The 14,545-nt window shown below is 47.0% G+C and carries 12 protein-coding genes; 9 read left to right on the top strand and 3 right to left on the bottom strand.

All coding sequences use genetic code 11. The features are described from left to right. The first annotated feature begins 10 nt into the window (after nucleotides 1–10). The 7 genes from GO755_RS14915 (at nucleotide 11) to GO755_RS14885 (ending at nucleotide 5,971) form a co-directional block, all read left to right on the top strand. The gene (locus tag GO755_RS14915) at nucleotides 11–748 is read left to right on the top strand and encodes an SDR family oxidoreductase (RefSeq protein WP_157585976.1); all 738 of its coding nucleotides are present in this window, start codon (nucleotides 11–13) and stop codon (nucleotides 746–748) included. 82 nt (nucleotides 749–830) lie between these two features. Next, a complete protein-coding gene (locus GO755_RS14910) occupies nucleotides 831–1,700 on the top strand; it encodes a helix-turn-helix domain-containing protein (protein ID WP_157585975.1) in 870 nt (289 codons plus the stop codon). A 235-nt stretch (nucleotides 1,701–1,935) separates the two neighbouring features. Continuing rightward, a complete protein-coding gene (locus GO755_RS14905) occupies nucleotides 1,936–2,220 on the top strand; it encodes a DUF983 domain-containing protein (RefSeq protein WP_317165879.1) in 285 nt (94 codons plus the stop codon). A gap of 241 nt (nucleotides 2,221–2,461) precedes the next feature. Next, on the top strand, nucleotides 2,462–2,872 hold the full coding sequence (locus GO755_RS14900; protein ID WP_157585973.1) for a hypothetical protein: 411 nt from the start codon (nucleotides 2,462–2,464) through the stop codon (nucleotides 2,870–2,872). A 59-nt stretch (nucleotides 2,873–2,931) separates the two neighbouring features. Next, nucleotides 2,932–3,441, top strand: a complete 510-nt coding sequence (locus GO755_RS14895; RefSeq protein ID WP_157585972.1) for a hypothetical protein — start codon at nucleotides 2,932–2,934, stop codon at nucleotides 3,439–3,441. 96 nt (nucleotides 3,442–3,537) lie between these two features. Continuing rightward, nucleotides 3,538–4,455: a winged helix-turn-helix domain-containing protein gene (locus tag GO755_RS14890; protein ID WP_157585971.1), complete on the top strand. Its 918-nt coding sequence runs from the start codon at nucleotides 3,538–3,540 to the stop codon at nucleotides 4,453–4,455. Between the two features lie 190 nt (nucleotides 4,456–4,645). Further along, the gene (locus GO755_RS14885; protein ID WP_157585970.1) at nucleotides 4,646–5,971 is read left to right on the top strand and encodes a sugar porter family MFS transporter; all 1,326 of its coding nucleotides are present in this window, start codon (nucleotides 4,646–4,648) and stop codon (nucleotides 5,969–5,971) included. A 348-nt stretch (nucleotides 5,972–6,319) separates the two neighbouring features. Here the strand turns inward: GO755_RS14885 and GO755_RS14880 are convergent, their stop codons facing one another. Together GO755_RS14880 and GO755_RS14875 are read right to left on the bottom strand one after the other, a co-directional pair. Next, nucleotides 6,320–6,928, bottom strand: coding sequence for a mannitol dehydrogenase family protein (locus tag GO755_RS14880; RefSeq protein ID WP_157585969.1), 609 nt, complete (start codon nucleotides 6,926–6,928; stop codon nucleotides 6,320–6,322). Nucleotides 6,929–7,144: 216 nt separating this feature from the next. After that, nucleotides 7,145–7,474, bottom strand: a complete 330-nt coding sequence (locus GO755_RS14875) for a hypothetical protein (RefSeq protein WP_157585968.1) — start codon at nucleotides 7,472–7,474, stop codon at nucleotides 7,145–7,147. An 844-nt stretch (nucleotides 7,475–8,318) separates the two neighbouring features. Here GO755_RS14875 and GO755_RS14870 point away from each other — a divergent pair. Then, entirely contained in the window at nucleotides 8,319–9,356 is a 1,038-nt protein-coding gene (locus GO755_RS14870; protein ID WP_157585967.1) for an aldo/keto reductase, read from the top strand. Between the two features lie 9 nt (nucleotides 9,357–9,365). Beyond that, nucleotides 9,366–9,722, top strand: coding sequence for a VOC family protein (locus GO755_RS14865; protein WP_157585966.1), 357 nt, complete (start codon nucleotides 9,366–9,368; stop codon nucleotides 9,720–9,722). Between the two features lie 107 nt (nucleotides 9,723–9,829). Here the strand turns inward: GO755_RS14865 and GO755_RS14860 are convergent, their stop codons facing one another. Continuing rightward, the gene (locus GO755_RS14860; RefSeq protein WP_157585965.1) at nucleotides 9,830–14,134 is read right to left on the bottom strand and encodes an ELWxxDGT repeat protein; all 4,305 of its coding nucleotides are present in this window, start codon (nucleotides 14,132–14,134) and stop codon (nucleotides 9,830–9,832) included. Nucleotides 14,135–14,545: the final 411 nt, after the last annotated feature.

Below are 14,545 nucleotides of genomic sequence, written 5' to 3'. Positions count from 1 at the left end.
GTCAAAACAAATGAAAACAACTCAAAACACCGTCCTGATTACCGGCGGAAGTGCAGGCATTGGCTTTGAAATTGCAAAGCTGTTCGATCAGAAAGGCAATCATGTAATTATTACGGGCAGAAATGAAGATCGGCTTCAAAAAGCGGCTGCACAACTGAAAAACGTGACGGCTATTGCCTGTGATGTCACGCAGGAGGACGATGTAAATCGTTTGGTTGACCAACTGTATGCTGAATTCCCTGATCTGAATATTCTGATCAACAATGCCGGAAATGCGTTTTACTATAAACTGGTGGCTCAGGAAAATGCGTTTGAAAATGCGCGTGAAGAAATGCTTACCAATTACCTTTCCATTATCCGACTTACCGAAAAACTAGCGCCTTTGTTAAGCAAGCAGGAAGAATCGGCTATTGTTAATGTATCGTCTATCGTAGCGTTTGCGCCCAGCCATAGATTGCCTACCTATGCAGCCAGTAAGGCAGCTTTACATTCCTACACACAATCGTTGCGCATCACGCTGGAAAGAAGCACAACGACTAAAGTTTTTGAACTTATGCCTCCATTAGTCAACACCGACTTTTCGCAGGCTATTGGTGGTGAAAATGGAATTGCTCCCTCGGTGGTTGCCGATGATTTGTTGACTGCGCTGGAAAACGATGAATACGAAATTCACGTTGGCAACACCGCTCAGATTTACGCTTTGTCGCTTTCGTCACCGTCCGGTGCTTTAGCGGCCATGAATGCCTAAATACATGGCCTAGTAAATGACTGGGTAAGTGATTATTATTGAGTGCTAATTTCAACGAGCCTGGATTAGCACTCTTATTCTTATGTCGCTATCTGTTCCCGTCTATAAACTTCAGTCGTTTCCACGTCATGAACCGGATGCACTTTTCTATATGACCCGGCTGGAGAAACTAGTGCAGGAGTTTAAAGGAATAGACAATCCGCATTCGCATACGTTTTACCTGTTAATGTGGATTGTGCAGGGAAGTGGCACCCATACGATCGACTTTAGAACCTACCAGATTGGTGCGTCCCAGCTTTATTTTCTTACACCAGGTCAGGTGCATAGCTGGAAATTGTCCCCCGATATTCAGGGCTATAATCTGTTTTTTGATGCTAATTTCTTTCGTGGGCGATTTGGCAATCGATTGTATCAGTATCCCTTTTTTCATTCGCATCAGCACCAGCCATTATTGGAAGTAACTGATCAAGTACCACTATTCAACGATCTGTTTACGTATGCCTATAATGAGTATGAAAAGCAGCAGCTCAACCGGGCCGATGTATTTCTCTCGTTTGTGCATATCCTACTAGAGAACGCTAATCGACTCTATAATCAGCAATGGGTTGGTACTGACACGAACCTCTACGATCGGATACGCGATTATGAAGAGTTGATCGAAAACCAGTTTCTGACCGTTCGGGAGGTGAGCGCCTATGCCGACCAACTCAGCCTGACACCGAATTACCTCAACCATATCTGCAAGAAAGTTCTGGGTAAAACGGCCAGCCAACTGCTGCATGAGCGTATCGTTATTGAAGCACAACGACTATTAACACATACGGCTCAATCTGTTAAGGAAATTGGTTTCCAGCTAGGATTCGACGACCCGTCTTACTTCGTACGATTTTTCAAAAAAATAACTGGGCAGACACCCGCCGAATTTCGGCAGTTGCTAGTCGCTAATCGTTGATTTGTACCATACATGGCTTGGTTTGTCTTTTCAGTGGCGTTGGCGGTCTGCTACCTTTGTCACGTAAAAACTGCCTGAGCAACAGCCAACTTTCAGACAAATCTGTCTGCGTACTTGCTCCTAAGCCATGTCAACCAACAGCCGATTATACAGCGTCGTTTTCAATAAATGCCCCCGGTGTCATCAAGGTGACTTCTTCGTAAGCAATAGTGCCTTCAGTAAAAACTTCGATAAAATGCATGAACATTGCCCTCATTGTGGCGAAAACTTCATGCCCGAACCAGGTTTCTACTGGGCTTCCATGTTTGTGAGCTATGCGTTGTATACCCTTTATATCCTGATCACATTTTTCATTTTCGTGCAGGGATTACAGGTCGACGTGAACTACTATCTGGTCGGTTTACTACCAACCTTAATCCTGTTGACTCCCTATTTCTTTCGGATGGCCCGTCGTACCTGGTTGACTCTGTTTATTGCGCCTAAACCGCAACACAAAGCGGAGATTCCGACCCAAGGATAGTAACAACGCCGTGTCTTAACTCCATATCGCCTAGTCTCATTTATAGCAAGTTTTCCTATAAAGCCGTGCCCCGATTTACTCAAACATCATGGGTAAACCGGGGCGCGGCTTTGTGTGAAAAACCTGTTTTAGACGTAAATTGAAGGTTTTACAATTCCTTTACAAGGTTTTACAGCCCTTTACCTAATGCTTTTCGGCGCGACTATACATTTGTCTGATCACGTACTAAACACGAAAAATCATGAGAAATGTAATGCAGCTGGCACTCCTCTTTTGGGGGTGCATCCTGTCTAACCTGTGTATTGGTCAGCAGTCTTTCAACGATTGTGCGGCAGCTTTTGTCGGTACAAAAATGATTGTAAATGAATATACGACTAAAGGAACGTGCACTTTGCCCGCTACTACTACCGGCGAATTAACCGTAAATACAGTTGAATTGTCGCCTGGCGAGAATAAAGCCGTTGACCGAATCGCATTCAAAATCGCTATTCGCGACAAGGCTACCCAAACATTAGTACTTTATTCGAAAGAAGAATTCAAGCAGGTGCCTATCCAGAAAGTGCTCGCCAAATGCCGGAAGGGTGATCATATTGTGCTACTGACGCTGGATAATTCCTACGCTTTGCCGCATAATGAAATCCTGGTACAGTGATTTAACCTTTTCATTCCGAATAATTTACTTAAATTCTCATCCTTATTCTATCTCTTCTCATGAGTAAGCACATTCACATAGTGAACTTGGTGGTTCTGGTAACTTTGTCCCTGAATAATAAACCTGCACGCGCACATGCGTTACGGTTAGACAGCGTAGTTCGTCGGGGCGAAACGAGTAAAAAAAGTAATTTCTATGGTAACCCATTGACGCTAGATGGTAAGCCATTGAATTATGGTAGTTTTTCTCTGTCCAGTCGTGGCACGCTGGCTGTTGTAGACGGAGACCCTGAATCGAAAGAGACCACAAAGATTCCTTTTCGTATTTACCTCGTACGGGCAGGAAATGCTGTCACATCGAGTGTATCAGACAATACGCAGCCAGTATACTACGATATTGAAGTTGCGGCCGTGCTGGCGCTGGCTCGTCCCGGAGATGATCTGGTTATTGAGCCGGCAAGAAAAACAGATTTAGTCGCAAAGCGCGTTATTAAACTGAGACCACTCAACTCGTGCCTTCCTCCCAGCTGGCTTTTTTTTCCGATTAATGGAGTTAGGCCTGGATGTTGATTATATTGAACACGGAGTCAGGAAGAGCACAAAGAATAGAGAGGTCAACTCTGTGTTCTTTGTGACTCTGTGTTTAAGAAAATTTGTGTACTGTTTATGAGAAAATCGGTAAGAATAATCGGGATGGTGAGCCTTGTGCTGGTCGGGCTGCTCTGTACACAATTTGCCTGGTTAGCACCCGCCCAGACGACCACAGATAACCAACGGTTTTCCCAGAAAGCGAACCTGGCCATTCGACGTACTGTGCACCATTTGCTACTGAAATCGGGGGATTCTACATCCCGTATTCAGCCCATACAGCAGCCCAATGCCCAGATTTTTCAGGTCCGAATTGATCATTCGTTTGATTATAGTCTATTGCCTGCTTTGCTACAGGAGTCGCTCAGTCTACACGATATTAAAACGAATTATGACGTTGCTGTGCTGGATTGCGCTCAGGGCCAATTGCAGCTAGGGTATAATGTTCGAGACTTGACAGAAAAGAATGAAGTGCCCTGCTTAGCGCGAACTCAAGCGCCGGGGTGCTATACGATCCAGGTTACTTTTGCTTCGCCTGAAACAGCTTCTCAACCAATTGCAGGCTGGTGGGTGCTGGCTATGGGTGGCTTGCTAACGGGTCTTGGGTTTGTTGTCTGGAAGCGATCTGTGGGAGGCAGTAACTCAACCACTATGCCAGAGCTTATTGCACTCGAACCCGACCGAATACTGTTTGGTAATTCAAGTTTCGAACCGGCCAGACAACTGCTGTATTCAGGAACGAATCAATATACGCTAACCTATCGCGAAGCCAAACTGCTCAGGTTTTTCAGTAGCCACCTTAATCAGGTAGTCGAGCGGGACTTTATTCTTAAATCGGTTTGGGAAGATGAGGGTATCATTGTTGGGCGTAGCGTAGATGTGTTTGTGTCGCGCTTACGAAAAATGCTTCAGGACGACCCCAGTATTCGGATTGTGGCTGTACATGGCGTAGGATACCGGGTAGAAGCTCTAAACTCTATAAAGAACGCGTCGTAACAAAATCGAAAATCGACGTAACAAAATTGAAAATTCATTTAGAATTTATTTTTCAATATACTGATTATTAGTATATTATATACTGAACTTTATTTGTAATTACTTGAACAGTTACTGAAACCTTTCCTCTAAATACGTTCCGTAAGTTTGATTCATGAATCGAGGGTAGCCCGGTTCGTCTTGCCAATTCATGAGTCAGAAGCAGCGTATTTTTGTCTGGTCAATCACAGCCGCGTTGGGCGGTTTTCTCTTTGGCTTCGATACTGCCGTTATCTCCGGTGTTGAGCAATCGTTGCAAAAATTGTGGAGCCTTACTATCTGGGAACATGGTCTTACGGTTTCCATCGCTCTCATCGGTACGGTGCTGGGTTCCCTGTTGGGCGGTATTCCAGCCGAAACGTTTGGGCGAAAGAAGACGCTACTCGGAATTGCCATTCTGTATCTGGCAACTTCCATTGGAACCGCACTGGCTACCGACTGGACTATCTTTCTGATCTTTCGTTTTCTGGGTGGTCTGGGTGTGGGAGCCTCTTCGGTGGCTGCTCCTATGTATATCACCGAAATTTCGCCCGCCAAGTCCCGAGGAAGCCTTGTAGCCCTCTTCCAGTTCAATGTTGTACTGGGTATTCTGATCGCCTATCTGTCTAATTTCTTATTACAGGGCATTGGTAGTGACTCGTGGCGGTGGATGCTGGGTGTCCAGGCGATACCTTCTCTGATTTTCCTGATTGCCGTTCTTAACATACCCGAGAGTCCTCGCTGGTTGTTACTTAAAAAAGGTCAGGTAGCCGAAGCGCTTCAGGTTCTGAATATGATTGATCCGGCTACGGCCAGACAAACACTGGTTGCGATTCAGCAAAGCAATCATCATATGGAAGGATCGACCCGGCTGTTTTCAGCTAGTCATAAAACACCGATTATGCTAGCCGTGCTATTTGCTGTTTTCAATCAGGTGTCGGGTATCAACGCCATTATCTATTATGCTCCCCGAATTTTTGAAATGACGGGATTGGGTAAGAGTTCAGCCCTGTTGTCGTCGGCGGGGATTGGTCTGGTCAATCTCATTTTTACCCTGATTTCGATGAATCTAATTGACCGGTTTGGTCGTCGGACACTCATGAAAATTGGGTCAGTTGGTTTGATCGTTACGTTGGCTTTGGTCGCTCGGGCTTTCTACGTAGAAGACTTCAGCGGAATGACCGTACCGCTTCTCTTATTTGGTTATATCGCCTTCTTTGGCTTCTCGCAGGGAGCAGTCATCTGGGTGTTTATTGCCGAAATCTTCCCGAACGAAGTACGGGCAAGCGGTCAGTCGTTAGGCAGTTTTACCCACTGGCTGATGGCTGCCATTATCACCTTTACGTTTCCATATTTTGCGGAGCATTTTGGTGGCGGCAACACGTTTCTGTTTTTTACCATAATGATGGTATTACAACTCTTGTTTGTCGTACGTCTGATGCCTGAGACTAAGGGCACCAGCCTGGAGCAAATTGAAAAAACATTCGTTGCCCATTAACCTTTAACCAGTAAACAGACAGTTTTCGTACCTACCGTAATTCGTACCTACCGTAACTTGATAATAAAGCTTGTTAGTTGTGGATGACTATTAAGTAGCTGACACCTAAGTAAAGACATCAACGACTAGTCCATAAGAGCTTACAGTTTCACCTATGATAAACGTTGCCCAATACCGAATGAGCTTCTGATCTTTTCAGGAGCTTGTCGGAAGTAGTCGAAATCGGTATCAAGATGTCTTGATACCGATTTTCTGTTTACTACAGTAGTTTCGTTTGTAGCCGTGCCACGGTTCTTTATGACGCTCTATTAAACCGTGGCACGGCTACAAACGAAACTACTATATCAGTTACTGTACCGCCAAACGCTTATAAGTCATCTGCTTAAGCAGAAAAACGATTCCGTATTTGGCAATCTGGGTTCGGTATGACTTGTACATGGCTACGAAGTGCGAGTAGGTGTGCAACCGAGCTGTAGCCATGGTAGAGATTTCCAGCAAGGCGACTACATTATCACTATTGACTTTGGCCCAGTCATGCCGATGGAGGTGAGCGCTATTTGGCTCGTATGAAACCCCTTTATCATCGACATTGGCAGACAGGTAATGGCCATACGCTGCCAGCAAAAACGCCATACGGTGAATATCTCTGTTTTGGGCTAATAAGTCGAGCAAGGCTGGCAGGATCAGAGATGGTAGTTTCGATGCCCCATCGAAACATAGGCTAACGAGCGGATCAGTCGTTGTCGAGGTAGCAAATTGATTGAGCCATTGATTTCTTATTTCGTCCTGATTTATGTCAGACTGTGCATCTGTAAATGGCATGACATCCTGCTCGATAAAGGCACTGAGGTAACTGCTGAATAATTGATCATTCAGAGCTTCGTCTACGGTTTGATACCCCGCTAAAAATGCTGGATAAGCCAGCATCATTAAAATGTCTTGATTATTGGTATGCATGATGAGTGAGTGTTAGAGAGTTTTAGACGTTATGGAGCCTATTGACTTGATCGCTTCTAGCTCTTTCCGAGAATCAATCGCACCCAAATCGTCTAAAGTAGTTCAGTGTTTTGACGTAAGAATTCGCTTATGGTCAGCATTTTGACTAGCTGGTAAGCCAACAAATGAGGCTAATAGGCCAATGGCTGCACCAGATCACGAATCTAATTTTGACTGTTAAACAAATTGAGGCTGATCTGGCTGCAGAAGTTGTGCTATGGAGTTCGTCTGCCCCTGGTTAATTTCGTCGTGATGGCGCAAGGTCTGAGCAATTCGAATAATTTGATCCCCTAGTTTCCCCTGTTTACCAATACTTGCTTTATCGTATTGATGCTGCCGGATTGGTTCCCAAAAGAACAGCTCGGTTTTTGCGTCGTAGACGCCAATGGGTTTGTATCCTTCCTGAGTAAGTAGATGCGCTAAAACGGCATCGGCCTCTTCATGTGTGGCACTATAAATATGGTGATACTGCTTTTTAAGCAGGTAAATGACTGAAAAACGGTTCATCTGTTATGAAGTTTGGTTATAACGGCGCTTGTCGAACGACGAGTTCTGCGCGAGTAGTCGACTGACAGTACATTGTATATACACGCCGACTATACTAAGCCCTGGCGGGAGCCGTGGGCACTTTGGGAATCGTCAATCGCTGGAAAAGCTTTTTGAGCCAGTCGTTGCGTATTGAGGATAATTTTGATAGAAAAATGCTGTAAGAGTTTCCCCTGTTTGCAATGACCCTCTTAATGGCTTCTGGAGATCCAGCTGCCTTTGGAGAGCGTTTAACTGCGACTCAATCCTGACACTCCAAGTGCATTTTTGCCAATGAAGCCAGAAATGAATAAACGCAAAAAAGTACAACTATTCTTCCATATGGTTTTCGCTTTATTCTCGATTTTTGATGTGTAATATAACTTCATGATTATTGTAAGTTATTTATAATCAATCTTAAATAGGCCACTATGGAATGGATGACTTTTCAACTAAATAACTAAATAGCTATCGCGATTGGTTTATCTATATTGGTAAAGTTCAATAAGTGCCCATTATTTTTCAGTAAAAAATTGAATAGTACAAGCGATTCTTTACAGAATAATATGATTTAATCAATCCAACTTGCCGACGGAAGTTACTAGTAGGTCTTAATAATTATATAAATTGGTCAAATAGTATAAATATGTTGCTCGGTATAGATTTTAGTAACTACAGAAGTTTAAGTTAAATTCAGGATAGTCTAAACTTCTGCCCCTGTAGCCTATGTTCAACGAGAAGCATCAGGCTATGCGCTAATCGGCAAATACTTGTAACACACGATAATCCTATTTCGAAAAAAGCAATAGAATCATTTATAGCATCTATGGAATACAGACAATTAGGAGCCTCGGGATTGCATGTCCCGGTATTAAGTTTTGGCACGGCTACCTTTGGGGGTGGCAACGATTTTTTTAAAGCCTGGGGCAGTACACAGACCGACGAAGCAACTCGCCTGGTAAATCATTGCCTGGAGGCTGGGGTTAATTTATTCGATACAGCCGATGTTTATTCGGATGGATTATCGGAGACCATACTTGGGAAAGCGCTGACTGGCCTACGGGATAAAGTGCTGATCTCGACTAAAGCCACGTTTACGTTTGGCGAGGGACCTAATAACCAGGGGTCGTCGCGTTTTCATTTACTGAAGCAGTGTGAGAGTAGTCTTAAACGCCTGAAAACGGATTACATTGACATCTATCACATGCACGGTTTCGATGGAGTGACGCCCATTGAAGAAACCTTGCGCACACTGGACGATCTGGTGCAAAGTGGTAAAGTGCGCTACATTGCCTGCTCCAATTTTTCGGGCTGGCACTTGATGAAATCGCTGGCCATTTCTGAAAAGTATGGCTGGAATCGGTACGTAGCGCACCAGGTATATTATTCCCTCGTGAACCGGGAATATGAATGGGAACTGATGCCGCTGGGTATCGACCAACGCGTAGGGGGAATCATCTGGAGCCCATTAGCAGCTGGTCGTCTGGGCGGGAAATATCGACGTAATCAACCTGTACCGCCAGATGGCCGGGTGGCTCAGGGCGGCAGCCCCGTACCGGCATTTGCCATTTCCGACGAGCTGTTTTATGGTATCATCGACGTACTGGATGAGCTAGCTGCCGAAACGGGTAAAACAGTAGCGCAGGTAGCGCTCAACTGGCTGTTGCAACGCCCAACAGTATCGACCATTGTGATTGGAGCCAGGAACGAAGAACAGTTAAAGCAAAACCTTGCTGCCGTCGGCTGGAACCTGACGACTGAGCAGGTGAAAAAGTTAGACGCTGCCAGTGATGTGCCAACTATTTATCCCTACTGGCATCAACGGCAAAATCTGACTCTAAATCCACCGCCTAAATTTTATTGACCACCCAGGATGATACAATTCATACGATTAGACCATGTGCTGATGTGCATTCCTGAAGGCGCAACAGCCCAGGCTCGGGAGTTTTACCGGGACGTTTTAGGGTTGGCCGAAATTCCTGGGAATCACCCCAGTGGTGCCATCTGGTTCCAAATTGCCGACATCCAATTGCATCTTCGGGAGGAAGCTGGCAGTAGCTATTCCAAACGACATCCGGCTTTTGAAGTGGCTAACCTCGATGAAGCCAAACAGAATTTAGCCAGTAAGGGCCTTGCCATTGAATATTCATCAGACATCGACGGTCGCGAGCGATTCTTCTTTCGTGATCCGTTCGAGAACCGGATTGAACTACTACAGTTCGTTGATTAGTAGGGGTTTAGTTACACAGAAGCTATATTGGTGAAAATTAACAGCCATCCCCTTGTTCGAATATACTGAACAAGGGGATGGCTGTTAATTCTAGAAAAAGTCTATGCTTAAGGTCTTAGAATCCGTACGGTTTGCTTACGCACCCCATCACTCACCTGCAACAGATATATCCCCGTCGAGGTGCCTAACCGAACTCGTACCCGCTGAACCGCATCCTGCACCTCTACCGATTGACTGCTGAGTGCATGGCCTGCTACATCACTCAAGCGTAGCTTCAGGTTTTGCCCTAAAGCATCCCGCACCTCCACTTCGGCATACTCATCGACTGGAGGGTTACCTAGAAGCCGCACCTGCCAGCTCTGATTGGGTTCAGCAGCCCCCAGACGAGGAGCAGCCACAGTACCGCAATAGGCTAGCCCCCCATCGGTAGCTGCGTAGATAATATTGTTGGCTACGTAGCTATCATAAACGCCATGGCCATTTAAGTAGTGGTTCGTAAAGCTGGCTCCGCCATTAGTCGAGATGCTCAACCCTGTCGCTGTGGCGGCATAGATCGTATTACCCAGAGCATAGACACTCCACACGGTATTACTGCCCAAACTGTCAGCTGTAGTTTTATGGATATAGCTGGCTCCATTATTGGTTGAAATACTTAATCCACCCCCATAAGTAGCTGCATAGACCGTGTTACCCACTGCGTAGACACTAGTTGCATAGTTATTGCCTGTGCCAACGCTGGTGTTGGTAAAGCTGGTCCCGCCATTAGTCGAGATGCTAACTCCGCCAGCAGTAGCTGCGTAGATGGTATTCCCAACTGCATAGACTCCATAGACCGTATTATGTCCCAGACCATTATCAGTAGTTTTATTGACAAAACTGATACCACCATTGGTCGAGATACCTAAACCGCCAAGAGTAGAGACAAAAACGGTACTTCCCAGGGAATAGACACCAGTCACAAAACTACTTCCCAAGCCACTAGTTGTTGTGCTAAAGTGCGCCCCGCCATCGGTCGAGATGCTCAACCCATTAGTCGTAGCAGCATAAATCTTAGTGCCCACTACATAGACACGGAAAACCATATTACTCCCTAAATTATTTGAGGTGGTATAGTTCGTAAAACTGCTTCCTCCATTAGTGGAAATGCTCAGCCCACCATCAGTAGCAACATAAATAGTATTGCCCACTGTATAAACACTTCGCACAAACGTGCTAATACTATGTAGAGAATCTGTGACGTAAGTATAGGTGTCGCAATTGGGTCCATTGGCTACTGTGCCTGTTACAGTCACGACAGCAGTGGCCGTGGCTGAACACCCCGCTGAACTGCTACCCGTCACGGAATAGGAACCCGCTTCACTGACCACAATGGCGGGTGTAGTGGCTCCATTGCTCCAGGCATAAGTAGTAGCGCCTGAGGCTGTCAGCGTAGCACTGCTGCCCGACGCAATGATCATCGAGGTAGGTTTACCCTTAATGACCACCTTAGGCAGGGCATTGACGCTCACCGTGCTACTTTTGGTGGCCTTACAGCCAGACTCATTAGTGACGGTGACTGAATAGACAGTGCTCAAGGTTGGACTCACCACCTGACTCGCCCCGCTCTGGCCCGTTGACCACTGGTAGCCGACTCCTCCCGAAGCAGTCAGGGTGGTCGACTGACCAGCACAGAGGTTGACATTGCCGCTCAGCCCAGGAGTGGGTCGGGCATTGGCGGTCACACTAATGGTGGCCGTGCTGGTGGGTCCTCCTGCCGCACTGGCGACACGGACGGTGATGGTTCGAATTCCGGTGGCAATGGTGCTGGAAACTTGGCTGGTGTTTTTTGGGTTCAGGCTAACGCCGGATGGAGCCAGCCAGGTGTAGCTGTAGGGGGGCACCCCGCCGGTGACGGAGACCGACAGCATGCTCGATAAAGCGCCGGTTCCGTCCACGCAGCCTGCCTGCACACTGGCCGAAGGGGTCAGCACCAGGGGTGAGGGAGTAACCGTGACGGCTGTTGTAGCCGTGGCAGAGCATCCCCCCGAACTGATCCCTGTGACCGAGTAGGCCCCCGCTTGACTGACCACAATGGCCGGGGTGGTGGCCCCTGTGCTCCACACGTAAGTCGTGGCGCCCGATGCGGTCAGGGTGGCACTGCTGCCCTGAGTGAGGGTCAGCGAGGGGCTCCCCTTAATAACGACCTTGGGCACGGCATTGACGCTCACCGTGCTACTTTTGGTGGCCTTACAGCCAGACTCATTAGTGACGGTGACTGAATAGACAGTGCTCAAGGTTGGACTCACCACCTGACTCGCCCCGCTCTGGCCCGTTGACCACTGGTAGCCGACTCCTCCCGAAGCAGTCAGGGTGGTCGACTGACCAGCACAGAGGTTGACATTGCCGCTCAGCCCAGGAGTGGGTCGGGCATTGGCGGTCACACTAATGGTGGCCGTGCTGGTGGGTCCTCCTGCCGCACTGGCGACACGGACGGTGATGGTTCGAATTCCGGTGGCAATGGTGCTGGAAACTTGGCTGGTGTTTTTTGGGTTCAGGCTAACGCCGGATGGAGCCAGCCAGGTGTAGCTGTAGGGGGGCACCCCGCCGGTGACGGAGACCGACAGGATGCTCGATAAAGCGCCGGTTCCGTCCACGCAACCTGCCTGCACACTGGCTGATGGGATCAGTGTCAGACCGGGAACGGTGACGACTTCAACAGTGGTGGTGGCAGGACATCCTCCCGCACTGGTGCCGGTGACCGAGTAGGAACCGGCTTGTGAGACAGTGATGGATGCGGTTGTGGCGCCTGTATTCCATTTGTAGGTGGCGGCCCCGGTGGCTTTGAGAGTGGTGGTAGTCCCCTGGGTGATGGTGAGCGAGGGGGTGGCGGTAATGGTCAGGGTAGGCGTTGAGGAGCAGGTTGTAAATAGAGCATGATTGTCGGCATCAGGACCATCTGCTCCTAAGAAAAAGTACTTGCTACCGATCGCTGCAGCATTCCCATTGTCATCCCAAACATGATTCGTGCTGATGGGCTGACTACCTGTTCCTGGATTTAAGTCCTGTACCATCTGGGTGCCGTTGGTGGTGCCATCGGTTTTCCAGAGTTCCACGCCATGCGTGCCATCATTGGCGAAAAAATAGGTGATGCCATTGACCGTACGAGGATCAAGAATCCCACTGGTATTGTTGGGATTACTGTTTCCGTTGTAGGCATATGCTCCCGAGCCATCTGGGCCGGGATTGATATCTTTGAGTAAGTAGGTTCCTGCGGGCGTTCCATCACTGCGCCAGAGTTCTCCTCCTTCAGCATTGGTATAGATCGGAAAGTAAGCAATGGTGCCGAAGTTGTAGTCGGAGGTACCTAAACTTTGAGTGAACATACCACCAAAAGGACCTTCATAGATTCCACCCGAGGACGTAGTCAGTTGAATGGTGCCGTTTGGAGTTCCATCAGTACGCCACAAAGTAGCGGCACTATTAACTTGTGATGCGGCCGAAAAGTACAAATAGTTGCTTGATTTGATGAATTTGGTTGTGTTTTCAAAAGTATTCCCAAGTGGCACACTTTTGCCACACTTTTCTACATTTGCAGGCAATGTGAGTATGCTGGCCACCCCGTTATCAATGACCATCAAAACGGCGGTAAGATCGCTTATAACAGTAGGTTGTGAAAAACAGGGTGAGCCGTAAGTAGTTGTATAAACGGCAGAGGCCTGGTAAACGAGCCGACCATTTATTACATTCATCGCTTGTGGGGCGTATCCGCTATTCGCTATCATGGTCGTGCCAGCGGCTGTTCCATCGGTTCGAAATAAGGTTGGCCGCCCTTCTGCCGGACTGTGGGTTCCGGCAAGAGCGGGATCGGCTGGCCCCTGAAAATAAAAATAGCTACCCAAAACTGCTGATTGGGGTGAACTGAAAAGTAGTCCATCTCCAGAACCCGGCACCAGATCGGTAACGATGTGGGTACCTGCTTCTGTGCCATCGCTACGCCACACTTCCTTTCCTTCGGCATTGGTTTTGTAGCCGAACAGGAGTATCCCATTTAGATTGACCATACCGTCAACATAGCTGCCTTCCATAAATTCTTTTACCAGCACGGTTCCCGCTGGTGTGCCATCAGTTTTCCATAGAGTAAGGCCGCCACCATTAGGGCCAGCTCCTCCCCAGAAGAAAATGACATTTCCTACCCTACACCGACGTATACTATAGTTATCAAAGCCAGCACCCGTGGTTAGCTGAATCGTTCCATCGTAAGTACCGTCACTGCTCCAAAGACCAGGATAGGCGTTGAAAATGATTTTATTGTTCAGCGGCTCGAAGGGGCCAATACCACAGCAGGTATTAAATTTTCTAATTAACGAAACCTGGGCGTGGGAAGTGGTGAGTTGTAAACAAATCAAAAATAGGAGTAGATAGAGTTTTTTCATAGGTAATTGGTTAGCCTGAAAGTGTTTGTGGATTTTGTAAAATAGTTTACTAAAACCATTAAAACTACTAATAATGAAGAGATTAGTGATATTAAAGTGATATTAAAATTGATTCTACATTAACTAACAATTAGGTAACTAATGACCAGAAAGCGTTCATTGCCCTATTTTGTAAAATCAATCCGGTCATTCAAGAGGTCCTTTCTCAATAACTGGGTTCCAATTATTGAGAAAGGACCTCTTGAATGATTTAGACTAGTTTACTGCTCAAGGTCTTAGAATCCGTACGATTTGCTTACGCACCCCATTACTGACCTGCAACAGATACAACCCCGTCGACGACAGAGATCAGCCCTCAAAAAAAATCTGATTTTTTTTCAACCTCATGCAACCTGCCCCCAGGGTTCTGAC

The organism is Spirosoma arboris, assembly GCF_009754945.1.
Taxonomy (GTDB): domain Bacteria; phylum Bacteroidota; class Bacteroidia; order Cytophagales; family Spirosomataceae; genus Spirosoma; species Spirosoma arboris.
Note: the sequence above shows the minus strand (reverse complement) of the source record. Positions and strands in the feature narration are given on the sequence as shown.